At 68.0% G+C, this 24,874-nt stretch carries 20 protein-coding genes; 11 read left to right on the top strand and 9 right to left on the bottom strand.

The window, feature by feature from the left end; translation table 11 throughout:
• Positions 1–47: 47 nt before the first annotated feature.
• The 5 genes from AAFF32_RS05555 to AAFF32_RS05535 all read right to left on the bottom strand — a co-directional run bounded on the left by AAFF32_RS05555 (position 48) and on the right by AAFF32_RS05535 (position 7,446).
• Positions 48–611 (bottom strand): hypothetical protein, encoded by a 564-nt coding sequence (locus tag AAFF32_RS05555; RefSeq protein WP_342316753.1) that lies wholly within the window; start codon positions 609–611, stop codon positions 48–50.
• Between the two features lie 53 nt (positions 612–664).
• Entirely contained in the window at positions 665–3,880 is a 3,216-nt protein-coding gene (gene tssI, locus AAFF32_RS05550) for a type VI secretion system tip protein TssI/VgrG (protein ID WP_342316752.1), read from the bottom strand.
• 119 nt (positions 3,881–3,999) lie between these two features.
• Complete coding sequence (locus tag AAFF32_RS05545; protein WP_342316751.1) at positions 4,000–4,590, bottom strand: hypothetical protein; 591 nt, start codon at positions 4,588–4,590, stop codon at positions 4,000–4,002.
• A gap of 10 nt (positions 4,591–4,600) precedes the next feature.
• Positions 4,601–6,796: a xanthine dehydrogenase family protein molybdopterin-binding subunit gene (locus tag AAFF32_RS05540; RefSeq protein WP_342316750.1), complete on the bottom strand. Its 2,196-nt coding sequence runs from the start codon at positions 6,794–6,796 to the stop codon at positions 4,601–4,603.
• A 194-nt stretch (positions 6,797–6,990) separates the two neighbouring features.
• Positions 6,991–7,446 carry a (2Fe-2S)-binding protein gene (locus AAFF32_RS05535; protein WP_216961417.1) on the bottom strand — a complete coding sequence of 152 codons (456 nt, stop codon included), beginning with the start codon at positions 7,444–7,446 and terminating at the stop codon, positions 6,991–6,993.
• A 238-nt stretch (positions 7,447–7,684) separates the two neighbouring features.
• Between AAFF32_RS05535 and AAFF32_RS05530 the strand changes: the two genes are divergently transcribed.
• Positions 7,685–8,689: an XdhC family protein gene (locus tag AAFF32_RS05530; protein ID WP_342316749.1), complete on the top strand. Its 1,005-nt coding sequence runs from the start codon at positions 7,685–7,687 to the stop codon at positions 8,687–8,689.
• The gene (locus AAFF32_RS05525) at positions 8,686–9,288 is read left to right on the top strand and encodes a nucleotidyltransferase family protein (RefSeq protein ID WP_216961420.1); all 603 of its coding nucleotides are present in this window, start codon (positions 8,686–8,688) and stop codon (positions 9,286–9,288) included. The genes AAFF32_RS05530 and AAFF32_RS05525 overlap by 4 nt, the downstream gene beginning before the upstream one ends.
• Positions 9,289–9,463: 175 nt before the next feature.
• Here AAFF32_RS05525 and AAFF32_RS05520 read toward each other — a convergent pair whose 3' ends face one another.
• The 3 genes from AAFF32_RS05520 to AAFF32_RS05510 form a co-directional block, all read right to left on the bottom strand.
• Positions 9,464–9,847, bottom strand: a complete 384-nt coding sequence (locus AAFF32_RS05520; RefSeq protein ID WP_216961423.1) for an HU family DNA-binding protein — start codon at positions 9,845–9,847, stop codon at positions 9,464–9,466.
• Between the two features lie 191 nt (positions 9,848–10,038).
• On the bottom strand, positions 10,039–10,674 hold the full coding sequence (eda, locus tag AAFF32_RS05515) for a bifunctional 4-hydroxy-2-oxoglutarate aldolase/2-dehydro-3-deoxy-phosphogluconate aldolase (RefSeq protein ID WP_216961427.1): 636 nt from the start codon (positions 10,672–10,674) through the stop codon (positions 10,039–10,041).
• Positions 10,661–11,668: a sugar kinase gene (locus AAFF32_RS05510; RefSeq protein ID WP_216961430.1), complete on the bottom strand. Its 1,008-nt coding sequence runs from the start codon at positions 11,666–11,668 to the stop codon at positions 10,661–10,663. Before AAFF32_RS05510 ends, eda begins: the two co-directional genes overlap by 14 nt.
• A 252-nt stretch (positions 11,669–11,920) precedes the next feature.
• On the opposite strand from AAFF32_RS05510, the gene AAFF32_RS05505 reads away from it, so the two are divergent.
• From AAFF32_RS05505 to AAFF32_RS05490, 4 genes are all read left to right on the top strand, one after another.
• Positions 11,921–14,782, top strand: a complete 2,862-nt coding sequence (locus AAFF32_RS05505) for a TonB-dependent receptor (protein ID WP_216961433.1) — start codon at positions 11,921–11,923, stop codon at positions 14,780–14,782.
• A gap of 210 nt (positions 14,783–14,992) precedes the next feature.
• Positions 14,993–16,336, top strand: coding sequence for a hypothetical protein (locus AAFF32_RS05500; RefSeq protein WP_216961436.1), 1,344 nt, complete (start codon positions 14,993–14,995; stop codon positions 16,334–16,336).
• Positions 16,336–17,565 carry a pectinesterase family protein gene (locus tag AAFF32_RS05495; RefSeq protein WP_342316748.1) on the top strand — a complete coding sequence of 410 codons (1,230 nt, stop codon included), beginning with the start codon at positions 16,336–16,338 and terminating at the stop codon, positions 17,563–17,565. The genes AAFF32_RS05500 and AAFF32_RS05495 overlap by 1 nt, the downstream gene beginning before the upstream one ends.
• Positions 17,566–17,660: 95 nt before the next feature.
• On the top strand, positions 17,661–18,410 hold the full coding sequence (locus AAFF32_RS05490; protein ID WP_216961442.1) for a rhamnogalacturonan acetylesterase: 750 nt from the start codon (positions 17,661–17,663) through the stop codon (positions 18,408–18,410).
• Between the two features lie 59 nt (positions 18,411–18,469).
• On the opposite strand, the gene AAFF32_RS05485 is transcribed toward AAFF32_RS05490, so the two are convergent.
• Positions 18,470–19,726, bottom strand: a complete 1,257-nt coding sequence (locus AAFF32_RS05485; protein WP_342316747.1) for a hypothetical protein — start codon at positions 19,724–19,726, stop codon at positions 18,470–18,472.
• 226 nt (positions 19,727–19,952) lie between these two features.
• Here AAFF32_RS05485 and AAFF32_RS05480 point away from each other — a divergent pair, with 226 nt between their 5' ends.
• The 5 genes from AAFF32_RS05480 to AAFF32_RS05460 are packed head-to-tail and all read left to right on the top strand — an operon-like array spanning position 19,953 to position 24,760.
• Complete coding sequence (locus AAFF32_RS05480) at positions 19,953–20,804, top strand: 2-keto-4-pentenoate hydratase (protein ID WP_216961446.1); 852 nt, start codon at positions 19,953–19,955, stop codon at positions 20,802–20,804.
• Between the two features lie 11 nt (positions 20,805–20,815).
• The gene (locus AAFF32_RS05475) at positions 20,816–21,802 is read left to right on the top strand and encodes a TRAP transporter substrate-binding protein (RefSeq protein WP_216961888.1); all 987 of its coding nucleotides are present in this window, start codon (positions 20,816–20,818) and stop codon (positions 21,800–21,802) included.
• 7 nt (positions 21,803–21,809) lie between these two features.
• Positions 21,810–22,328, top strand: a complete 519-nt coding sequence (locus AAFF32_RS05470) for a TRAP transporter small permease (protein ID WP_216961449.1) — start codon at positions 21,810–21,812, stop codon at positions 22,326–22,328.
• 1 nt (position 22,329) lies between these two features.
• Positions 22,330–23,613 (top strand): TRAP transporter large permease, encoded by a 1,284-nt coding sequence (locus AAFF32_RS05465; protein WP_216961452.1) that lies wholly within the window; start codon positions 22,330–22,332, stop codon positions 23,611–23,613.
• Positions 23,614–23,659: 46 nt separating this feature from the next.
• Entirely contained in the window at positions 23,660–24,760 is a 1,101-nt protein-coding gene (locus tag AAFF32_RS05460; RefSeq protein ID WP_216961454.1) for a LacI family DNA-binding transcriptional regulator, read from the top strand.
• Positions 24,761–24,874 lie beyond the last annotated feature (114 nt).

Genomic DNA, 24,874 nt, shown 5'->3' with positions numbered 1-24,874 from the left:
GTTGCGCCCGGGCAATGGCTTGATCTCGCCAGCGACGACGGCCTGCGTCAGTGCGGATCAGCTAGTCGGCTCACTTCTGCGATCGTTCTAGCGAGGCACCGATAAACTTCACATGGTTCCGCGCGTTGCAGCGTGACCTCGTAGTCCACGTCGAGCTTGACCGGTGTGCGAGTGGCCTTGGCATAGAAATGGTCCATCAACTCACCGAAGGTCGACATCATCCCCTCGGTGCCTTGCGGAAACCCGGCGCTGAGGTCCACCGAATTGGTGTAAACCTTGCCATCGCATTGCATGTAGTAGCTGAACATGTACTCCGGGCTGCGCATCGCCGGCCACTTCAGGTCGCGGCAGAGCTTTCCGCGCATGGCTTCCAGCAGTTGCTTGTCTTCCGCATCGAGCGTGCCGCTGTACACACCGGCACCGATGGCGCTGTGTGCACCCTTGGGCCGGCTTGCGCTCCAACCGCTCAGGGTCGTGGTGGTGGGCAGGTAGAGGGTGTAGTGCTCGCCATCCTTGGTTCCGAGCGAATTGAGGCCCGTCATGCCCATGTATGAGAACGACATGGTCTGTGGGGACAGCGGCGGTGAGTCGGGCTTGGGTTCGGTGCTCATGGCGCATCCTGCGTGGAGAAGGGAAATCAGTACGAAGGGGACGAGGCGTGATTTCATCGGATGACCTTCCAGGCTTTACCCGTCCGGCGGGCGAACCAGTCGCGGATGCGATGGACGTAATAGACCGGGGTTCCGGTCGTCTGGATATGAACGCCACCTCCCATCAGATTGGCCGTGGCCTGAAGCTGCCAGACATCCGTGCCCTTTAATGGCGCTTCAGTACTGAAGTCGATGTCCTGGCCCACGACGTACTGCTTATGGCACGCGCCGCCATGCGCCCAGTACTCATCGGGCCAGCTGAAGAGGTGACCGACTTCATGCGTGGTGACGTGATCGACCGTGTGAGGCTTCCATATGGACGTATTCCAGTCATACGAGCCGCTTACCTCTCCCCAGGCGGCCGCGTTGGCACGTGCACTGCGCGGGTACATTTCGATGGTGTGATGCGGTGCGCTGGGGTACGTCTCGTCGTGCTTTTGTAGCTCGACCGCAAACTTCACCGGGATCTGGCAACTACAGGCGCTGCCCTGCGGACAACCATCGATAGTCAGCTTGTATTTGTCCTGCCCCAGCGTGTCGGTGACACGATCCGCGAGGCCTTCAAGGTCAATACCAACCTGAGCCCGATCCACCTTTCGATGATTCGCGTTCGAGATCTCCGCCTGAGTCCAGTGTTTGTCACTGTCGAAGGGCACGGAGATCGGCGTTCCGTTCGAGTCCAGCTTCGGTCGCCTCGCGGCGGGCGTCGCGCCAGTCGCCACGTCCAGTTCCACCATGTCCTTGGGCACCACCTTGATGCGGACCGTGGCGGTAATCACCTTTGCCGCCTCGTCATAACGAAGATCGAACTTTCCCTCAAACGTGGAGTACCGAAGCAGGTGCGGAAGCCGTGTCGTCGGGTCCAACACTCGGTTCTTGAGTTTGTCCAACATGTAGTAGTCGGCGCCCTCCATGTTCATCCGGCAGTTCGTCTGCTCGACGGACGGGATGCGCCATTGGCACTCATGCGGCGTGGGCGCAGGTGACGGAGGCGCCGTGGTTGGAGTGGCGCCCGGACTTGGGGGCGGCGTCGCAGGATTCGCCGGCAGCGGCACGGCCGGGGCGACTCCATGCGCAGGCTGCGCGGCATCGGTGGGCGATGCGAGCTGCGGGTGGCCTGAGGCTGCGGGTAGCAGTTGCTCCTTCTTCGGCTGGAACGCAACAGCGCCGCCCCACGGACATGCCATTTCCAGCGGCACAGCGGGCAACAGCGTTCCCTCTACCGTGAACTCGTTGCCACGTCCCTCACCTTCGATCCGCACCGGACCCTTGAGGCGGATGTGAAGGGCATCGAGCTTGATGCCGCTATCGTCAATGGTGATGCTGCCGCCCGGGCCGCGCAGGATGACGCGCCGACTGCCGTTGATTTCGGCGATCTGCGTGCGCTCGGTGATGGACTGGCCGGCTTCGATGTCGAGGCGACCGGCGACCTTGTGCTCGTAATGCCCACCGGTCTCGGCCTTGCGATCGGTCGCGGTCTTCTCGATGCGGACGTTGCCGATGTCTTCGATCAGGTCTTTGGCGATGGTGACGTGGCGACTTCGGCCGATGTCGATGGTGTGATCGCGGCCGAGTGTTTCGCGGCGGTCCTGGCCGATGCTCAGCGTTTCGTCGTTGCCTACGGTTTCGGTGCGGTCGTGGCCAATGGCGATGGTTTCGTCGTTGCCGACGTCTTCGCTGCGGTCATGCCCGACCTTCGTCGTCTCGTCGTGTTCGACGACGATGTTCTGGTCCTTCTGCGCATGGACGAAGATTTCTTCCTTCCCGGCCTCGTCCTCGAAGCGAAGTTCGTTGTAGCCCTCGCCCTTGTGGGTCTGGGTTTTGAACGTGGTGCGGGTCTTGTGGTGCGGCAGCTCGTACGGCGGGCGATTGGCGGCGTGGTAGGCCCGTCCTGTGACGATGGGCTGATCCGGATCGCCTTCCAGGAAGCTGACGATGACCTCGTGGCCGATACGCGGAATCGCCTGGAAGCCGTACATGGCGCCTGCCCAGCCCTGGCTGACGCGAATCCAGCAAGTGGCGTTCTCGCGCGGACCTTCCCGGTCCCAGGGGAACCACACCTGCACGCGGCCGTGTTCGTCGCAGTGGATTTCTTCGCCTTGGGGCCCGACGACGTGGGCGATCTGCGGCCCGTCGACCACCGGGCGCGGGGCCGGTTCGGGTTTCCAGTCGTAGTGGGCGGGGACGACGGTGGCTTCGTACTTGTAGCGGCTGCCGTGCTCGGCGTCTGCGGCGTCGGTTTCCTGCGAGGTCGCCTGCTCGCCGGTATGGCGCATCGAAATCACGCGCCAGCGGTCGTTGAGCTTGGTGGTCGGGTGGCCGGTCAGGTTGAACGCCAGTCCTGGCCACAGGCGGGCATCGTCGCCTTCGATTCGCGCGTGCTCGGCCGCGTTGCGCAGGCCCGACAGCTTGCTGCGTGTGAACGGCTTTCCGGCTTCGTCGCGTTTGTAGCGCCCGGCGTAGTCGTAGTGCTCGTAGTCGCCGATGGCGTTCTCCGCCGCCCACGCCCTGGCCTCGTGTTGCAGGTCGTAGCGTGGGTTCTTGAAGGTGTATTCGCGGTTCGTGAGCCGCGTCGGCGCGAGTTCCCGGCGGTACCCGACGTGCCACAGGTGCGGGCCCGGCGCCTCACCCGCGGGCGCGGGCTGGTAGACCACCGGACCATCGAGCATCGGCGCGCTGTCGATGCGGTCGCTCAGCACCAGCGTACCGTGACCGTCCTGCGCCTCGCTCCAGTGGACGATGCCTTCCTCGGTTGCGATGCGATGGAAGAACGTCGCATCGGTTTCGCGGTATTGAACGCAATACTCGCGCGGCTCGTGCGTACTCCGGAACGCCGTGCGCGTCCCCGCCAGGCGATGCTCCTTCAGCAGTGTCGCCAGGATCTCCGGCGCCGCGACCTGCTGGAAGATGCGGCTGCCATGACGCAGGCCCAGCCGCGCCAGCGGCGATTCGACCGTGGCCCGGTACCGCGTCCGCTGGAAGCCGGTTTCGTCCTGCTCGAAGGCCGTGACGATGCCGTGCACCCGGCGTTCGACGATACCGTCGCGCGCGATGGCGAACGTCGCATCCCGATCCAGCAGCGCCGTGGCGTCGATGGCGTCATCGAAGCTGGACAGCTCCAGCTCCAGGCGGAAGGGCTGTGAAACCCCTTCCCTCAACTCGAAGCGGACGACGTCGAATGCGCTACCGCCTCCTTCAAAGGTGAAACGTACTTCCGATCGCGCTGCCATGTTCCATTTCCCTGGAAGACATGGCGCGCACGTTAGGCGGCAGACGAACCCGCTTCACAGCGGAATTTTTCGCAGATTCCAACTCGCACTTCCGGTCGAATGCGTCTTTCTCGTGGAGATCACCCCTGCGCCTGCGGGCACGGCGCGCCCGCATCCATCCAGGTGCGGAACGCCTTGACGAACTCGTCGTGCGGCACCGGCACGGCGACGCGGTTGCCGCCCGGTGCCCAGCCCCACAGCACCAGCTTGTCTTCGGCGACGTGCTTGAACATCGCTTCCATGTCGCGATCGCCGTTGCGCTTGCGGTCCTGGATCATCGCGCACAGCTCGTGCGCGGGTACGCCGATCCACGCCATCTTCTGATCCGGCGGCGGCAGTGCCCAATGCGGCGCGCCCGGTGGTGCGTTGGGGCCGTAGCTCGCGGGCAGGTTGGCTTCGCCGTGGCACGACGCGCACGGAAGGCCCGTAGCGCCCTTGCCCTCGGGGCCGCGCACGACGTTCATCATGTGCGGCACCTGCGTGTCGAACTGCAACGGCTGGTCGCCCGGAATATGGCAATTGCTGCAGCGCGGGTGCTGGAACACCTTCTCCACCGTGGCGAAGGCCGCCAGCCCCTGGGCCTGCTGCTCCGGGCTCGGGCGCTTCGCGCATGCGGCGAGGAGGACGACGGCGAGCAACACGACAACGCGGTTCGCGAATGCAAGGCGCATGGTCGTCTCCTCAGACGTTGGCGTTTTCGGCGGGAAGACGCAGCGGCAGTTCGCGCAGGCGCTGGCCGGTGAGCGCGAACAGCGCGTTCGCCACGGCCGGCGCGATCGGCGGCGTTCCCGGTTCGCCCGCGCCGCCCATCTTCTCGGTGCTCGGGACGATGTGCACTTCGATCTTCGGCATCTCGTCCATGCGCAGCACCACGTAGTCGTGGAAGTTCGATTCCTGCACGCGCCCTTCCTTGAACGTCAGCGCGCTGTGCAGCGCCGCGCCGAGGCCGAAGGCGATGCCCGACTCCATCTGCGCGCGCACGCCTTCGGGATTCACCGCGATGCCGCAGTCGATCGCGCAGACCACGCGATGCACGCGGATCGGATGGTGCGTGCCGGGCGTGCGATCGATCGACACCTCCGCCACTTGTGCGATGAAGCTGCCGAAGGATTCGTGCACGGCGACACCGCGCGCCTGCCCCTGCGGCAGCGGCGAACCCCAGCCGGCCTTGTCGGCGACGAGGTTGAGCGCGGCCAGATGGCGCGGATGCTTCTGCAACAGCGCGCGGCGGTATTCGACCGGGTCCTGTTTGGCCGCGTGCGCGAGCTCGTCCACCAGGCTTTCCATGACGAAGCCGTTGTAGCTGTGCCCCACCGAGCGCCACCACAGCACGGGAATGCCGGTGCGCGGCGAATGCAGTTCTATTCGATGGTCGGTCAGGTCCTTGATGTAAGGCGAATCGGCGACGCCTTCGACCGAAGTCGCGTCGATGCCGTTCTTCACCATCGCCGCCTCGAACGGCGAGCCGGCGAGGATCGACTGGCCAACCAGGACGTGGTGCCACGCGATGGGCTTGCCCGCGTCGTCCAGCGCGATGCGTGCCTGCTGCAAATACATGGGCCGGTAGTAGCCGCCGCGTATGTCGTCCTCGCGCGTCCAGACCGTTTTCACCGGGGCGCCAGCGGCCTTGGCGACCTGCACCGCTTCGCTGACGAAGTCCGAACTCGGCGTCGCACGCCGACCGAAGGCGCCGCCGAGGAAGGTGGTGTGGATGCGCACCTGTTCGGGCGCAAGGCCGAGGATCTTCGCCGCGACCTGCTGGTCCAGCGTCTGGAACTGCGTGCCGGTCCAGATGTCGCAGCCCTCGCCGTCGACCTTCACCGTGCAGTTGAGCGGTTCCATCGGCGCGTGCGCGAGATAGGGAACGTGGTATTCGGCCTCCAGCGTGCGCGCGGCCTTCGACAGCGCGGCCTTGGCGTCGCCGCCCTGGGCGGCCGGCGTGCCGTCGGTGAGCGCCAGCGTGCGGAACTGCTCGCGCAATGCGGGCGTGTCCAGTGCGGCGTTCGGGCCGAGGTCCCACTCGATCTTCAATGCATCGCGGCCGAGCTTCGCCGCCCAATAGTGATCGGCCACTACGGCCACGCCGCTGGGCACCTGCACGACGTTGCGCACGCCGGGCACGGCCTTCGCGGCGGTGGCGTCGAAGGATTTCACCGAGCCGCCGAACACCGGCGCACGCGCAACCAGCGCCGTCAGCAGGCCATCGAACTGCACGTCCATGCCGAACTGGGCGCGGCCGGTGATCTTCTCCGGCGTGTCCAGGCGCTTGGTGGGATGGCCGATGAGTTTCCAGTCCTTCGGATCCTTCAGCGCGACTTTCGCCGGCGCCGTCAACAGCGCGGCGGCGGCGGCGAGTTCGCCGTAGCGCGCACGCTGGTCGCCGGCGATGGCGACACCGTTTTCGGTGCGTACCTGCGCCACCGGCACGCCGAACTTCGACGCGGCCGCCGCCACCAGCAACGCGCGCGCGGTGGCGCCGGCCTGGCGGTAGCGGTCGAATTCCGACCATGTGGTCGTCGAACCGCCGGTCATCTGCATGCCGAAGGCCGTGTGCGCATACGGCGGCGCGGCCGGTGCGTGTTCGACGCGAAGCTTGGTCCAGTCGGCGTCGAGTTCCTCGGCCACCAGCATCGCCAGCGTGGTCCACACGCCCTGCCCCATCTCCGAATGCGCGATCAGCACGGTGACGGTGTCGTCCGGTGCGACGCGGAGGAAGGCATTGGGCACGAAGCCGTCGGCCACCGCGCCCGCCTCCCCGGGCGCGGCCTGCGCGAAGCGCTTCGCGCCGGGCACTACGAAGGCGACGACCAGGCCCGCGCCGAGCGTTGCGGTGGCTTTGAGGAAGTTGCGGCGGGATGGGTTCAATCGAGCGTTCATCACATGCTCCGCGGATTCTTGCCTTTTCCTTCTCCCCTCGGGAGAAGGTGCCCGGAGGGCGGAAGAGGGGTAACGGAGCTTCAAGGCTCGAACTCCCAGCGCGGTAGTGCACTGGCTGTTCGACGGTGATGCTTCGTTGCCCCTCATCCCAACCCCTCTCCCGGTGGGAGAGGGACTCAAGAGCAGGGCCCCGATCAGGACTTTCCGATCTCCGCCGCGCGATGCACCGCCGCGCGGATGCGCTGGTAGGTGCCGCAACGGCAGAGGTTTCCGGACAGGGCCTGGTCGATGTCGGTGTCGCTGGGCGCGGGCACCTTCGCCAGCAGCGCGGCGGCGGACATGATCTGGCCCGACTGGCAGTAGCCGCACTGCACGACGTCCAGCTCCGCCCATGCGCGCTGCACGGGATGCGTGCCGTCCTTCGACAGGCCTTCGATGGTGGTGATCGCCTTGCCTTCCACGGTGGACACCGGCGTGACGCAGGCGCGTCGCGGTGCGCCGTCGACATGCACCGTGCAGGCACCGCATTGCGCGATGCCGCAGCCGAACTTGGTGCCGGTGAGGTGGAGCAGATCGCGCAGCACCCACAGCAGGGGCATGTCGGGATTTGCTTCGACGTCGTGCTCGGTGCCGTTCACAAGCAGCTTCATGGGGTCCCTCGCGGCGGCTGGGGTATCGGCAGCCTACGCCCGGCCCCGTGAGGGCGCCAAGGCACGGCATGTCCGTGGCTACAGTAGACGCCGGCCATCGCGCGGCCTCCAGCCCGATCCTCGCCGATCCTTGCCCGATCCTCCGGCGCGCGCCCTCGTCGTCGGCCTCGAACGCTTGCGCGGCCACATAATCGGCACGATCACGCCGGCACTCCGTCGTCTCGCCCAAGCTCAGTCCATGGACCAGCCCCGCCTGACCACCCTGATGCCCACCGCACTGCCGACCGGCGGTGCGCGCGCGGTGCTCGAAGCCTCCGTCGCGGCGCTGTCCCGCGACGATCCGGCGGCCCTGGCGCTCGTGCTGGAAACCAGCGGTTCGACTTACGTGCGCGCCGGTGCGCTGGCGTTGTTCGACGGCGATGGCGCGCAGGTCGGCTGGCTCAGTGGCGGCTGCCTGGAACCGGAAATCCAGCAGCGCGCCGACGACGCCGCACGCGCGGGGCGCATCGATTTCCTCGAGATCGACACGCGCGGCGACGAAGACCTGCTTTCCGGTTCGGCGATCGGCTGCCGCGGTCGCCTGCGCATCGCGCTGCTGCCGGTAGCGGCGCTGCACGCTTGGCCGGCACACGTGGCGGCGTGGCGTGCGGGCGAGCCGCTGCACATCGCAGTGCACGCCGACGGCACGCTGGAAACAGGAGCCGGTGCGCACGTCGCCTCGCTGCGGTTGCCCGCGCACGCGCCGGACTGGACCGATGCATCGGCACGCTGGACGCTGTCGATCCCGCCGGCACCGTCGATCACGGTATTCGGCGCCGGCCCGGAAACGCCGGTGCTGCTGCCGCTGCTGCGCGCGCTGGGCGCGACGACGACGCTGGTCGAACGCCGCCCGCGCTGGATCGCTGCGGGTGCGTTGGCCGACGTCGCGATCACGCAGACGCCGACGCAGGCGATCGCCGATACCGCGCGGCTGGGCGACGTCGCGCTGGTCATGCACCACCATTTCGAACTCGACCGCGAGGCGCTGCATGCGCTCGCCGACACGCCGGTCGGCTTCATCGGCCTGCTCGGCCCGGTGCGGCGGCGCGATGACCTGTTCCGCGTGCTCCCGGCCAGCGCGCGCGACGTACTGCAGCCGCGCCTGCACTCGCCCGTCGGCCTGCACCTGGGCGGCAACGGGCCGGAAGCGATCGCGCTGAGCATCGCCGCGCAGCTGCAACGCCACCTGCACGGTGCGCCATGAAACACGCGGCGGTGGTGCTGGCGGCCGGCGGAAGCACGCGTCTGGGGCGGCCGAAGCAGTTGCTCACGCGCGACGGCGAAACCCTGGTGCACCGCGCCGTGCGCCTGGCGGCGGCCACGCATCCGGCGCGCCTGATCGCGGTCATCGGCGCGCACGCGCAGGCCGTGGCCGGTGCACTGGGCATCATCGCGGTGGACAACCGGCTGGAATGCGTCGTCAATCCGCATTGGGGATCCGGGCTGGCCGGCAGCCTCATCGCGGCGGCGGACACGCTGCAGGACTTCGACGGCGCCGTGCTGATCCTGGTCTGCGACCAGCCGGCACTGGAGGAACATCACCTGCGCGCACTGCTCGACGGCACCGTGGTTTCACCGTCCGGCTGCGCGGCGACCCGGCACGGCGCGCGCCTGGGTGCGCCGGCGGTGGTTTCCATGCAGGTGCTTGCGTCCGCGCGTGCGCTGCACGGCGACTCGGGCCTGGGAGCGCGGTTGAGCGTGCTGCCGGACGTGTGGACGCTGGACGCGCCGGAACTGGCTTACGACCTCGACACGCCCGAAGACGTGCGCGACGCACAGGCGAGGAAGTGGCTGGATCCCTGAGAAGGCGCGAACGCGCGCGGGATCGTGCTCTTACATCGTGGGTCTTACTTCGGCGGTCTACATCGACGGACGCACATCACCGACGTGCGTCGGCGATGCGGCACCACAACGGCGCCCGGTACGTGAACGCCGGAAAGGATGCGGCGGCATTGCGCACGCCGCATCCCGGCGGTCATCAGGCCGCGGCGTCCTTCAGCTTCTTCAGCGGACGGACCTTGACCTTCACCGTGGCCGGCTTGGCAGCAAACCACTGCTCTTCCTTGGTGAACGGGTTGATGCCCTTGCGCTTCGGCTTGGCCGCAACGCTGACGGCGGTGATCTTCAGCACGCCCGGCAGGGTGAACGCACCGGCGCCCTTCTTGCTGACCGACGCGTGCACGGCGCCTTCCAGTGCGGCCAGGACGTTGCGAACGTCCTTGGCGACCACGCCCGTCGCCTCGGCGATGTGCGCGACCAGGCCGGACTTGGACAGCACTTCCTTGATCGGCTTCGGAGCGGCCGGCTTGGCAGCGGCCTTCTTCGGGGCGGCTTTCTTTGCCACTTTCTTCGTCTTCGCCATATGTGTCTCGTGATACTCGATGGTTGATGGATGCCCGGAAACCGCAGCTAGGCAAGCGGAATGTAGGGCAACGCAATCGCGCCGCCAAGTGGGTTTGCGCAAAAAATCACGGGAAATTGGCGACTTTGGCGAAGCAGGCCACATCCGGGCGTGCGCAATGACGCCCGGACGGCCGCTTCTGACGCGCCAGGTCAGTCCGCGACGAGCGCCACGGCCTCGCGCGCAAGGCCCTCGATGCGTGCCCAATCGCCCGCGCGCAGCGCGTCGGACGGAGTCAGCCAGGAGCCGCCCAGGCAGGCGACATTGGGCAGGCGCAGGTATTCGCGGGCGCGCGCGGCGTCGATGCCGCCCGTCGGACAGAAGCGCGCCTGCGCGAACGGTCCGCGCCAGGCGTTGATCAGCTCGAAGGCGTTGATCGGTTCGGCCGGGAACACCTTGAGCAGGCGATGGCCCGCGGCGAGCGCGGCCATGACTTCGCTGCCGGTGGCCACGCCGGGCAGGTAGGCGATGCGCATCTCCACCGCGGCCTGGAGCAGCTCGCGCGAGCTGCCGGGCGAGACGATGAACGTCGCGCCCACGTCCTTCGCACCGCGCATCTGTTCCACGTCGAGCACGGTGCCCACGCCCACCCGCATGCCCGGCAGCTCGCGCGCGATGGCGGCCACCGCGTCCATGGCGACCTGCGTGCGCAGCGTGACTTCGATCGCACCGATGCCGCCAGCCTTCAGCGCGCGCGCCACCGCGAGCGCCTCGTCGACGCTGGCGGGCGTGTACACGGGCACGATGCGGTGCCCCTGCAGCACGGCCTGGGCGTCAACGGCGGACATGGAAGCCCGCCTGCGAAATGACATCGCTGATTTCCTGCGCCGTGGCGAGACAGAAATCGCCCGGGATCGAATGCTTCAGGCACGCCGCGCCCAGGCCGAAATGCAGCACGTCGGGTGGCTCCATGCCGCTGATCAGGCCGTGCAGCACGCCGCCTGCGAAGGCGTCGCCCGTGCCGATGCGGTCGACGATGCCTTCCAGCGCGTAGTCGGGCGCCCGGCGACGCGCACCGTCGCGTTCGACCATCACCGCCGACAGCGTGTGGCGGTCGACGCTGTGCTGCGTGCGCAACGTGCAGGTGAGCCAGCGCAGGTTCGGGAACGCGGCGAAGGCGCGCGTGGCCGCCTCGGCGACGGCCTTCTCGCCCTCGGAAGGCACGCGCTCGTTGAGCACGACGGCAATGTCGCGGTGGTCGGCGAAGACGAGGTCGGCCTCGGCGAAGATCTGGTACAGCAGCCCGGCCGCGTCGCCGTCCCACGCCTGCCAGAGCTTGCCGCGGAAGTTGCCGTCGAAGGACACCTTCACGCCCAGTCGGCGCGCGGCGCGCGCAGCGGCGATGGTCGCCTCCGCCGTCGCCAGACCCAACGCCGGGCTGACGCCGGACAGGTGCAGCCAGTCGGCGCCTTCCAGCAGCGCGTCCCAGTCGTAGTCGGCATTGCGCACGAAGGCGGAGTCGGCGCGGTCGTAGAGCACTTCGCTCGGTCGCTGCATTGCGCCGTGCGAGAGGAAGTACAGGCCCATGCGGCCGGGGGCCTCGCGCACCGGGCGGGTGTCGACGCCGTAGCGGCGCAGCTCGCCCACCGCCGATGCGCCCAGCGCGTTGTCGGCGACGGTGGACACCATCGCCGCGTCATGGCCGAGCTGGGCCAGCAGCACCGCCACGTTGGCTTCCGCGCCCCCGATATGGACATCCAGGCGCGGCGACTGCAGCACCCGTTCGCGACCGGGCGCCGACAGGCGCAGCAGCAGCTCACCGAAACACACCACTCGACTCACGTCCCGTTCCTCGTCATCTGATCCGTCCCCCGGTAGCAAACGCGTCGATTCTGCCTGCTTGCCGGCCACTTGCACCCCGTCGGCGCCCCCTCGGGCCGGGTCATGGCGCACCGCAGCATGCGGTCGGCCATCCCTTTTGTTAGGGTTTTGACCATCGGTGTCATTTCACCGCCGGAACAACCATAGCAAGCGTCGCAAGCCAGTCAACACGCACCTTACAAGCTGTATATGCCATATGGGAGGGGAGAACCTATGCAATTTCAGCGTGCCGCCAAAAAGACACCGGTTACCTTGCTGGCCGCATCCATCGGCCTGGCGCTCCAGCTGAGCGCCGTCAGCGCGCTCGCGCAGGAAGCCGCCGCACCCGCCGCGGCCCCGGCCGCCGCGCAGTCCACGGACCAACCGACCGAACTCGACACCGTCACCGTCACCGGCTTCCGTGGCGCGCTCGAAAAAGCGCTCGACAAGAAGCGCAGCGAGATTGGCGTCGTCGACGCCATCGTCGCCGAGGACATCGCGGACTTTCCAGACCTGAACCTGGCCGAATCGCTGCAGCGCATCCCGGGCGTGTCGATCGCGCGCGATGCGGGCGAAGGCCGGCAGATCTCCGTGCGCGGCCTGGACAGCCAGTTCACCCGCGTGCGCATCAACGGCATGGAGGCGCTGACCACCACGGGCGGTACCGACAGCTCCGGCGGCGCCAACCGCGGCCGCGGCTTCGACTTCAATGTCTTTGCCTCGGAGCTGTTCAACAGCATCACCGTGCGCAAGACCTCGTCGGCCGAGATCGAGGAAGGCGCGCTCGGCGCCACCGTCGACCTGCAGACCGCGCGTCCGTTCGACTACGACGGCTTCACCTTCGTCACCGGTGCGCAGCTGGGCTACAACGACCTGGCGTCGGACCTCGATCCGCGCGCGACCATGCTGATCAGCAACACCTGGGCCGACAACAAGTTCGGCGCGCTGCTCTCGGTGGCCTACACCAAGCGGCGCCTGGTCGAGGAAGGCCACAGCACCGTGCGCTGGGACAACGGCCCCAGCAACGGCACCACCGGCGCGACCGGCAGCGGCGGCTTCAACGGCTGCCCCACCGCGGCCCGTCCGACCAACACCTCGCCCTTCCCCGCCGCCTGCAGCGCCAGCGTGTTCCACCCGCGCATCCCGCGCTACGGCGTGCTGGAGCATGAGCAGGAACGCCTGGGCGTGACCGCGTCGCTGCAGTTCGATCCCACCGACAGCACGTCGCTGGGCCTGGACATGATGTACGCCGACCTGGACGCGACGCGCACCGAGAACTTCCTCAACGGCCTGTCCTTCAGCCGCGGCGGCGCCGCCGGCAAGGCGCAGTCGCGCGTGCTGGAAGGCGCGGTGGACGGTCGCGGCAACCTCGTCTACGGCCGTTTCGACGATGTGGACGTGCGTTCGGAAGCGCGCTACGACGAACTGGAAACCAAGTTCACCCAGTTCAACTTCTACGGCGACCACAAGCTCACCGAGGACTTCAGCCTCAATTTCGAGGCGGGACGCGCCAAGTCGGAATTCTCCAACCCGATCCAGACCACCATCACGATCGACCGCCTCAATGCCGACGGCTACGTCTACGACTACCGCGGCGACAACCGCCTGCCCGTCATCACCAACGGTTTCGACGTGAACGACCCATCGCAATGGGCGTTCATCAACGGCACCACGGCGGTGCCGGGTTCGGAAATCCGCCTGCGCCCGCAGTACGCCGACAACACGATCGACAACGCGCAGCTCGGTTTCGCCTGGCAGCTCACCGATGCGGTGCGCCTGAAGGGCGGCGGTCAGTACAAGGAATACACCTTCGACAGCCGTGAGGAACGTCGCGCGTCCGAAGTGCTGGTGCCCGCCTTGCCGGCCGGCGTGACGCTGGCCGACCTGACCCGTCAGATCGGCCTGGAGGACATCAGCGGCGTTGGCGACAGCACCTGGCTGATTCCGGACATCGACGCATTCAACCGCGTGTTCAACATCTACAGCGACAGCGGCATGTTCGCCGTCAGCGACCAGGTGGCGGCGGTGCTGGGCAACAACCGCAGCGTGGAAGAGAAGGACCACGGCTTCTGGCTGCAGGCCGACTTCACCACGCAGATCGGCAGCCTGCCGCTGAGCGGCAACGTCGGCGTGCGCCAGGTCGAGACCAAGCAGACCTCCACGGGCTATTCGACCGTCGGCACCGGCGCGGCGCAGCTGACCACGGTCCGTCGCTCGTATGACGACACGCTGCCCTCGTTCAACCTCGTGCTCGACGTGACGCCGGACTTCCTGATCCGCGTGGCGGGCGCGAAGGTGATGGCGCGTCCGGGCCTGGGCAACCTCACGCCGGGCGTGACGGTGAACGTGAGCGGCGGCAACCGCGTGGTCAACGGCGGCAATCCGATGCTGGATCCGTTCCGCGCCACCACGGGCGACCTCAGTTTCGAGTGGTACTTCGCCGAGGAATCGCTGCTCGCGCTGGGCCTGTTCTACAAGGACATCGACAGCTTCGTGCTGACCTCGCGCGAGACGCGTCCGTACTCCAGCTCCGGCCTGCCGGCGAGCTTGCTCGAAGGCACCACGGCGACGGTCAACGACGACTTCCAGTTCAACGTCCCGATCAACTCCAAGGGCGGTCCGCTGAAGGGCCTGGAGTTCACCTACCAGCAGCCGTTCGTGTTCCTGCCCGGCTTCTGGAGCGATTTCGGCGTGCAGCTGAACTACACCTACGTCGATTCGAAGATCCAGTACGTCACCGCCACCGGCGCGCCCTCGCTGCGCACGGACCTGACGGGCCTGTCGAAGAACGCCTACAACGCGACGCTGTACTACGAGGGACCGAAGTTCGGTGCACGCGTGTCGGCCGCCTACCGCGACGACTTCCTGACCACGGTGCCGGGCCGCAACAACAACGACGTGGAAGGCACCGCCGAGACGCTGACCATCGACATGTCGGCCTCCTACAAGATCAACGAGCACTTCGAGATCACGCTGGAAGGCCTGAACCTCACCGACGAGTACCAGGACCAGTGGGTGGATTCCATCGGCGATCGCGCCTCGGTCTACCACCACACCGGCCGCCAGTACTTCCTCGGCGCGCGTTACAAGTTCTGACCGTTTGACGCGATGACCCTTCTCCCGCTTGCGGGAGAAGGTGCCCCGCAAGGGGCGGGTGAGGGCGAGCGAACGCCCTCACCCAAACCCCCCTCCCGCACGCGGGAGAGGGCTGCATTGCACGCTGGCAGTTGCGTTGTGATCCCGCGGACGCCGCGCCGCCGCCCGACGCCGACGTCCGCTCCCTCCACTCACGAAGGAGCGGTACCGATGAGCCACCGCACGCAGATCTTCCTGTCCGTACTCGCGCTCGCATTGCCGTTGAGCGCGCACGCCGGCCATGGCCTGGAACGTCAGACCATCGCAGCCAACGACGGCTGGGCCGCACAAACCACCACCGCGCTGCCACAGGGCACCACCGGCGGATCGGCCGCCGACGCGGCGCACGTGTTCACCGTGTCCGACCGCAACGCACTGGTCGCGGCGCTGAACTTCCCCGATGCCACACCGAAGATCATCCGCATCGAAGGCATGATCGACGCGAACGTCGATGCCGACGGCAACCCGCTCACCTGCGAGGACTACGCGCGCGCGGATGCGACGACGGGCGAGCTGTATTCGCTGCCCGCCTTCCTCGCCGCCTACGATCCGACCACCTGGGGCCGCGTCAATCCCAGTGGCCCGCAGGAGCGCGCACGCGTCGCCTCTGCCGCTGCGCAACAGGCGCGCGTGCGCATCCGCGTGCCGGCCAACACCACGATCATCGGCGCAGACCACGGCGATGGTCTGCGCGGCGCGTGGCTCGACATCCGCCCCAGTTCGACCAGCGGCAACCAGCCGATGAACGTCATCGTGCGCAACCTGCTGCTGGTGGACAGCTACGACTGCTTCCCGCAGTGGGCGCCCACCGATGGTGCGGATGGCAACTGGAATTCGCTGTACGACGCCATCTCCGTGCGCAACGCCACGCACGTGTGGATCGACCACAACGCCTTCCTCGATGTCGCCACGCGCGACGAAGACGCGCCCACGTACTTCAACCGCCTTTACCAGCGCCACGACGGACTGGTGGATGTCACCAACGAATCGGACAACGTCACCGTCTCGTGGAACCTGATGGCCAACCACGACAAGGCGATGCTGATCGGCTCCTCCGACGGTGCCAGCGCCGATCGCAACAAGCTGCGCGTGACGCTGCACCACAACCTCTTCCACGACCTCGGCCAGCGCGTGCCGCGCGTGCGATTCGGGCAGGTGCACGTGTTCAACAACCAGTACACGCTCACCAACGAAGGCGCGCTGACCTACGGTTACAGCTGGGGCGCGGGCATCGAGTCGCAGATCGTCGCGCAGAACAACCACTTCCTCGTGCCCGAAGCGGTGACGCCGGACCTGTTCGTGGAGCGCTTCAACGGCACCGCGCTGCGCGCGGAGGGCACGCTGCGCAACGGGCTGCTGCGCCATGCGCGCGTGGATGTGGTCGCGGCATTCAATGCGGTCAATCCGGTGCCGCTGGACCCGAACGTCGCCTGGACGCCGACGCTGTACCGCCGCATCGACCCGACTGCGCTGGTGCCGCTGGCGGTGATCCTGGGTGCGGGTCCGTTCAAGTGATGTCGCAGGATTCCTTGCTGCAACGGCGTCGAATGCTGCGCGGGTTGGCGTCCTCCACCGCGCTGCTGCTCTTGCCCCCTCCCCTGCTTGCTACGCCCGAAGGCCGGGCCGGTTGGGGAGGGGTCGCGAAGCCGCAACGCGGCGAGCTCGGCGCTGACGCGCCTCACACTCCCCTCCCAACCTCCTCCTGCCAGCAGGGGGAGGAGGCCTGTCACTTCGACGCCATCGTCGCAACCGCTCCACGCGACGGCCATCGCACGTTCGCCACCGTCAGCGACGCCATCGCCGCCGCGCCGGTCGATGGCACGCGTCCGTTCCGCATCCTCGTCACCCGCGGCCGCTGGCACGAGAAGCTCGTCATCGACCGCCCATTCGTCCACCTGATCGGCGAGGACCGCGCGACCAGCGTGCTCACCTACGACGCGGCCGCCGGCATGAAACGTCGCGACGGCCAACCCTGGGGCACATGGGGATGCGCCAGCGTGACCGTGCGCGCGCCCGACGTGCGCATGGAGAACCTCACCGTCGAGAACGCCTTCGACTACGTCGGCAACCTCTCCGCACCGAAGTTCGAGCCCATTGGCCCGAACGGCGCGCAGGCGGTGGCGCTGATGCTCGATGCCGGCTCGGACCGGTGTTCGTTCGAACGCGTCGATCTTTCCGGTCATCAGGACACGCTGTTCACCGATGCCGGACGCAGCCATTTCCGCGAGTGCCGCATCGCCGGCAGTGTCGATTTCGTGTTCGGCGGCGGCAATGCCTTGTTCGAGCAGTGCGAGCTGCATTCGCGTCACCGCCCCGACAAGGAGCGGCAGGGCTACGTCGCCGTGCCGTGCACGCCCTCGGCGCAGGCGTATGGCCTGACCTTTGTGCGCTGCCGGCTCACGCGCGAGGCGCAGGTCTCCGACGGCAGCGTCGCGCTGGGCCGCGCGTGGCGCCCGGGCCGCACGTTTCCCGACGGCAAGTACGGCGATCCCGACGCGATCGGCGCCGCGGTGTACCTGGACTGCTGGATGGATGCGCACATCGACGCGCGCGGCTGGGACGAGATGGGCTACACCGCGCGCGACGGACGCCGCGTGATGCTGCAGCCCGCGTCGGCACGCCTGTTCGAGCATGCGAGCTCGGGTCCGGGCGCTCATCGCTCCACCTCCCGTCGTGAACTTCCGCGCGAACGCGTAGCAGCGTATGCGCGTGAACGCGTGCTCGATGGGTGGCTATCCGTCTGAGTGCCGCGTCGCCAACGGATCTCTCGTGCTTACACCCACCCTCAACCGTCATCCCGGCGAAGCCCGGGACCCAGGCCCTCATCGCATCCACTGCCATGCGCCATCTCCGTCGTCTCCTCACCCTCGCAACATTGCTCTGCGCCTTCGCCACCCACGCAACACCGCCGATCACGATCCACCTCGCCGGCGATTCGACGATGGCGGAGAAGCTGCCCGAAAAGCGCCCCGAGGCCGGATGGGGCGAACACCTCGCCGCGCAGTTCCGCCCGGGCAGCGTGATCGTGGACAACCGCGCGAAGAACGGCCGCAGCACGCGCACCTTCATCGAGGAAGGCCGCTGGGCGGCGTTGCTGGAGGCGACGAAGCCGGGCGACGTGGTGCTGATCCAGTTCGGCCACAACGACCAGTCGGTCGAGAAGCCCGACCGCTACACGCCGCCCGCGGACTACGCACGCAACCTCGAGCGCTTCGTCTCCGACGTGCGCGCGAAGGGCGCCACGCCGGTGCTGTTGACGCCGGTGGCGCGCCGGCGCTTCGACGAAGCCGGGCATGTGGTGCCCAGCCACGGCGAGTATCCGGACCTGGTGCGGGCGCTCGCAGCGCGCGAACGCGTGGCGTTGATCGACATGGAGCGGCGCAGTTCGGCGGTATTGCAGGAGGCGGGCGCGGAAGAATCCAAGGCGCTGTTCCTGTGGATTCCGGCAGGAACCCAGGCGAACTATCCCGCCGGCTTGCAGGACAACACGCACTTCTCGCCGAAGGGCGCGGCGCGGATGGCGCGGGAGTTCGCGTTTGCGTTGCGGGAGTCGGGGCTGGCGCTGGCTGGAGCGTTACGCGCGGAATGAAGCGCTGCGCGCGGCCTCTCCTCTCGCGTATCGCCCTCTCCGCTTGCGGCGACCGTCGCTTACTTCAACGGCTCCCGACGCGGCAGCGCCTTCAACGGCTCCATCGTGTCCATGTCCCAGTCGGCGGGCACGAACGCCTGGCGCGTTTCCTTCTGCTTCGGATAACCGCCCACCTGCTCCTGGCTGTCGATGATGCGGCCACGGCCTTCGATGGTGTCGGCGAGGATGCGGCGGTCCACGTCGTCGCGATCCCACGGACGCGCACCGGCATTGGCGATCACCGCGTCCTGCACCTTCGCCGACGGCAGCAGCGTCACGCCGAACGGCAGCGCGGGTGCGCGCTTGGTCGCGGCGACGTCGATCGGCGTGGTGGTGTAGCGGCCCTGCTGCGGCAGCGGATTGCCCAGGCGATCGACCGCGAGGTTGTCGTCCAGGTAGACGTCCACGTCGCCGGAACCGCCCACGCTGAAGAATGCGACGTCTTCCGTCGAGATCCCCGCGCGCATCACGTTGCCGCGCGCGATCACCTGCCCGCGCGAGTACGGATGGCCCAGCCACTCCTCGGCGATGAGGTTGTAATGCACGCCGCGCTGGCCCGGATCGTAGATGAGGTTGTTGAGAACCTGCCCACGCGCGCCGCCCTTGAACAGCGGGTTGCGCTCGTAGTTGTGCGCGTAGAGGTTGCCAACGATCAGCACGTCGTTGACGTGGTCGTGGATGAGCGAGCCCTTGGAATGCTCGCCCTTGGGGTGCGTCGCATTCGCCAGGCCCTCGGCGATGATGTTGTTGCTGAAGGTGATGCGGCGCGAGGCCGCGTCCATCCACGCCTTCTCGTCCTCGCCGTGGAAGCGCGTGCTCGACGCCGACAGGTTCTCGTCCGTCGCCCAGGTCAGCGAGCAGTGGTCGACGATCACGTCGCGCGCACCGCGCACGGTGGTGATCGCATCGATATCGCCCGACCACTTCGGCATCGCGCCGTCGCCCGGTCGCATGCGGATGTGGCGCACCACCACGTCGTGCGTGGCGATGGTGAGGCCGCCCTTGATGAAGGTGATGCCCGGCTGCGGCGCGGTCTGGCCGGCGATGGTGAGGAAGGGCTCGGTGATGCGCAGCTCCTTCATGCCCAGGTCGATCACGCCGCCGACTTCGAACACGACGATGCGCGGACCCGGCGTCGCCAGCGCCTGCGCGAACGAGCCCGGCCCGCTGGCCGCGAGCGTCGTCACGCGGATCACCTGCCCGCCGCGACCGCCCGGCGTATGCGCGGCCCAGCCCTGCGCGCCCGGAAACGCCAGCGGCCCTGTCCCTTGGGACAACGAGGTCTGCGCCGCCTGCACCGCCAGCGATACGCCTCCGACCACCGCTCCGGCCAGCAGCGCCCCCGCTGCCGCCCGTGCAAACCGCGTAAAAACGCCCCTTCCGCGCTGCTGCCCCATCCGTACTCTCCCCGAGTCGTGCGCCGAGTGTAGACCCCGATTGTCAATGACACCGGTTTCCTATACAACAGTTCCAATCAGTCGATCTGCAGGGGACAGCCGCCGCATGGACAGACACGCGCCCGACGCGGGCAGCGCCGACAGTGCAACGATCGCCCGGCGGCTGGTGGACGCGCGCCGGCAGGCGCAGGCGCTGCCCCAGTATCCGGGCGAAGTCCCGCAGACGCTGGCGGCGGGCTATGCCTGCCAGGACGAAGCCATCGCGCTGTGGGGACGGCCGGTGGTGGGATGGAAGGTCGGCAAGATTCCGGCCGACTGGGAAGCGAAGCTGGGCGAGGAACGGCTGGTCGGGCCGATCTTCGAAGGCGCCGTGCAGGCGCCGGGCGCCAACGACAGTGCAACGCTCCAGGGTGCGACGTTCGCGGTGATTCCGGGGGGATTCGCCGCGGTGGAAGCGGAGTACGTGTTCCGCATCGGGCACGACGCACCGGCGGACAAGACCGACTACACGGCGCAGGAAGCCGCCGCGCTGGTCGACATGCTGATGGTGGGCGTCGAACTGGCCGGCAGCCCGCTGCCGCTGATCAACGTATTGGGGCCGCCGGTGGTGGTGTCGGACTTCGGCAACAACACCGGGCTGATCCTGGGCGCGGAAATCGAAGGCTGGCAGCGCCTGCCCGCCGAGGACCTCACGTGCGAAACCTTCATCGACGGCCACCTCGTCGGCGAAGGCGGCGCGGCTTCGATCAGCGGCGGCCTGCTCGCGGCGCTGGCCTTCGCGTTGTCGCGTTGCGCGTCGCGCGGATACCCGCTGAAGCAGGGCATGCTGGTGACCACGGGCGCGGCGACCGGCATCCACGACATCGTGGCCGGCCAGCGTTCGCGCATCAGTTTTGGCCGTTGGGGCGACATCCTGTGCAATGCCGTGGCCGCAACGCCTTCGCAGGAGCACGCATGAGTGCAGGCACGATGGGACGCCGCCGTTTCCTTGCCGGACTCACCGGCGCCTGTGCGCTCGGCGCGGCGCCGCTGCTGCGCGCCGACGGCGCCACGCGCGTGCTCACCGCCACCGACGTGCACGTCAAGGATTACCCGACCGTCGAAGCCGTGCGCTGGATCGGCGAGCAGCTCGAACGCCAGACCGACGGGCGCGTGCGCCTTCGCATGTACCACGCGGGCCAGCTCGGGCGCGAATCCGAGGCGATCGACATGGCGCGTTTCGGCGCCATCGACATCACCCGCGTCTACACCGGCGCGCTCAACAACGCTTTCCCGCTGACGCAGGCGCTGTGCCTGCCGTACGTGTTCGATTCGGTGCCGCACCTGCGCCGCGCGCTCGACGGCGACGTCGGCGCGCAGGTGCTGCACGGCTTCCAGGCACGCGGCCTGGTGGGCCTGGCCATCTATGACAGCGGCCCGCGCTGCTTCTACAACATCAAGCATCCGATCGTGGAGCCGGCCGACCTGCACGGTCTGAAGATCCGCGTGCCGGTGTCGGACATCTTCATCCGCATGATGCGTTTGTTCGGCGCCAATCCCACGCCGTTGCCGCTGGGCGAAGTGTTCTCCGCGATGGAGACGCACATGATCGACGGTGCCGAGAACAACATCCGCAGCTTCCAGTCCAGCCGCCATTTCGAAGCCGCGCGCTACTGGTCGCACAGCGATCACTCCTATGCGCCGGACGTGCTGCTGATGTCGCGCCAGACGCTGGATTCGCTGGCACCGCGCGACCGCGAGCTGCTGCTGTCGCTGGCACGCGAATCGGTGCAGGTGATGCGCCGCCTGTGGGCGCAGCAGGAAGAGCAGGCGCGCAACACCGTCGTCGAGTCCGGCGTGAAGTTCAACGAGGTGGACATTCCCGCGTTCCGCGCCGCCGCGCAGCCGCTGATCGCGCGGTACCGCCAGGATCCGTCCATCGACGCGCTGTACCGGCGCATCCGCGAGCTTGCCTGAGGACTCCATGGCCGACACCGCAATCGCGTTCCCTTCTTCCTTACTGCAGCGCGTCACCGGGCGGCTGGCCGACTGGGCCATCGCGACCGCCGCGCTGGCGTTGCTCGGCCTGGTGGTCGTGCAGGGCTGGCAGGTCATCGCCCGTTACGTGCTCAACGATTCGCCCAGCTGGACTGAACCGGTCACGCTGCTGCTGCTGAGCACGGCAATGAGCCTGGGCGCCGCCGCCGGCGTGCACACGCGCCGGCACTTCGCTTTCTCGCTGCTGGCCGAAGCACTCAAGCCGCGTGCGCGGCATGCGATGCACCTGCTGCAGTCGGCGGTGATCGTGCTGATCGGACTGGTGCTGCTGTACTGGGGCGCCGTGTTGTTCATCGACGGCGTGCACATCCCCACGGCGGGCGCGCCGATGCCCGAGAGCATCGAGTACCTGCCGCTGGCCGTCAGCGGCGCACTGATGGCGCTGTTCGCGCTGGCACAGATGATCGCCTCGCCCGATGCACCCGCCGCCCCGGAGGCCGACTGAGATGGCCATTGCGATCCTCTTCAGTGTGTTCGCCCTCCTGCTGGTGATGGGCGTGCCGGTGGCCTTTGCGCTGGCGGCGGCGTCGCTGGCGACGCTGATGTACCTGGACGTTCCGTCGATCGTGATGGTGCAGCAGGTCTCGGCCGGCTCGGGCTCGGCCAGCCTGATCGCCATTCCGCTCTTCATCTTCGCCGGCGAGATCATGCTGCGCGGCGGCATTTCCGAACGCCTGATCGGACTGGCGTCCTCGCTGGTCGGACGCATGCGCGGCGGGCTCGGCCAAGTGAGCATCCTGTCCTCGCTGTTCTTCGGCGGCGTGTCGGGTTCGGCGCTGGCCGACGTTTCGGCGGTGGGCGGCACGATGATCCCGCAGATGGTGCAGCGCGGTTACGACCGCGACTTCGCCGTGAACGTGTGCATCACCGCCGCGCTGGTCGCGCTGCTCGTGCCGCCTTCGCACAACCTGATCCTGTATTCGGCCGCGGCCGGCGGCGGGCTGTCGATCGCCGACCTGTTCGCGGCCGGCATCCTGCCCGCGCTGCTGATGACGGCCACGCTGATGCTCACCTGCTACGCGGTCGCGCGGCATCGCGGGTATGGCGTGGAGATCTTCCCCGGCTGGCGCGCGGTGGCGCTGCGCCTGGTGTCCGCGTTGCCGGGCCTGGGCCTGGTGGCGCTGATCTTCGTCGGCATCCGCGCGGGCATCTTCACCGCGGTGGAAAGCGCCGCGATCGCCGTCGTGTACGCGCTGCTGGTCACCAGCGTGCTGTACCGGCAGCTGCACTGGCGCGAGTTCCTCGGCACGGTCGTGCACGCCGCGCGCAGTGCGGGTGCGATCCTGTTCGTGATCGCCGCCGCCGCCGTGTTCGGCTGGCTGCTGGCCTACCTGCAGGTGCCGGCGGCGTCGGTGGAGTTCCTCACCGGCCTCACCCAGGACCGCAACCTCATGCTGTTGCTGATGATCCTGGTGCTGCTGGTGCTGGGCACCTTCCTGGACCTGGCGCCGATGATCCTGATCTGCACGCCGATCTTCCTGCCGGTGGCGCGCGCCATCGGCATCGATCCGGTGCATTTCGGCGTGATCCTCGTGCTCAAGGGCGGCCTGAGCCTGATCAGCCCGCCGCTGGGCTCGGTGCTGTTCGTCGGCACGGCCATAGGCAAGATCAGCATCGGCCAGAGCATGCGGACGATCTGGCCGTTCTGGCTGGCCGGGCTGTTCGTGCTGCTGGTGGTGGCCTTCGTGCCGGCGCTGTCGCTGTGGTTGCCGGCGGCGCTGAAATCGTGAGGGCCCGGGGCGGGCGCGAACCCGGCGGGCGGCTAGAATTGCCGGCATGACCGAACCCGCGCCGCGCTCCCGCCGTTCCCGCTCCGCCACCTCGCCGCTGCCCGCGCCGGAGGACGTGACGCTGACGGGCAAGGCGACGATCAACGACATCGCGCGGCTCACCGGCGTGTCGAAGAAGACCGTCTCGCGCGTGATCAACAACTCGCCGCTGGTGCATCCGGAGACGCGCGAGAAAGTGCTCGCGCTGATGAAGCAGCTGGGCTACGTGCCCGACCCGCAGGCGCGCGGGCTGGCCTTCCGGCGCTCGTTCCTGATCGGGCTGGTGTACGACAACCCGACCGCGCAGTTCATCGTGAACATGCAGTACGGCGCGCTCGACGCGCTGCGCGATTCGGGCTACGAGCTGGTGGTGCACCCGTGCGATTCCTCCAAGGAGGATTACATCGAGAGCGTGCGCCGCTTCGCCCAGCAGCAGAAGCTGCACGGCGTGATCCTGATTCCGCGCGTGTCGGAGGACGAGCAGCTCGCCACGGCGTTGCGCGAAATCGGCGTGCGTTACGTGCGCATCGCCTCCATTCCGCTGGACCAGGCCGCGAGCATGGTCGTCACGCACGACCGCCAGGCCGGCACGGAAGCGGCGAATTACCTTGAATCCCTGGGCCATCGCATCATTGGCCTGATCACCGGCCCGCGCCGTTACCGTTCCACCGTCGAGCGCGGCGGCGGTTTCCTGGGCGGCCTGGACGCGCGCGGCATCGAGCTGTCGCCGGATTACATCTACGAAGGCGGCTACACGTTCGATTCGGGCGTGGCCGGTGCGGAGTACCTGCTCGCCAAATCGCCGCGCCCGACCGCCATCTTCGCCTGCAACGACGAAATGGCCGCCGGCGTGTACAAGGCGGCGATGCGGCGGGGGCTGTCGATTCCCGGCGATCTGTCGGTGGTCGGCTACGACGACAGCCCGCTGGCGTCGCAGCTGTGGCCGGCGCTGACCACGATCCACTCGCCGATCCGCGACCTGGGCCACATGGCCGCGCAGATGCTGCTGTCCGACGAACCGGCCGCATCGGCCGAGCCGCCCGCCGCGCCGCGCACCGTGACGCCGCACCTGGTCGTGCGCGATTCGAGTCAGCGGCCGAAGGTCTGAGCGCCCCCTCTCCCCTTGCGGGAGAGGGACAGGCCGCCGGAGGCGGCCAGGTTGAGGGGTGGGACCTCTTGTAAAGGCACGCGCTACGCGCGCCCCTCTTCCGCCTTTTTGGCA

Source organism: Lysobacter sp. FW306-1B-D06B (assembly GCF_038446665.1).
Lineage (GTDB): Bacteria > Pseudomonadota > Gammaproteobacteria > Xanthomonadales > Xanthomonadaceae > Lysobacter_J.
The sequence above is the reverse complement of the archived record's forward strand: the minus strand, read 5'-3'. Positions and strand labels throughout refer to the sequence as shown.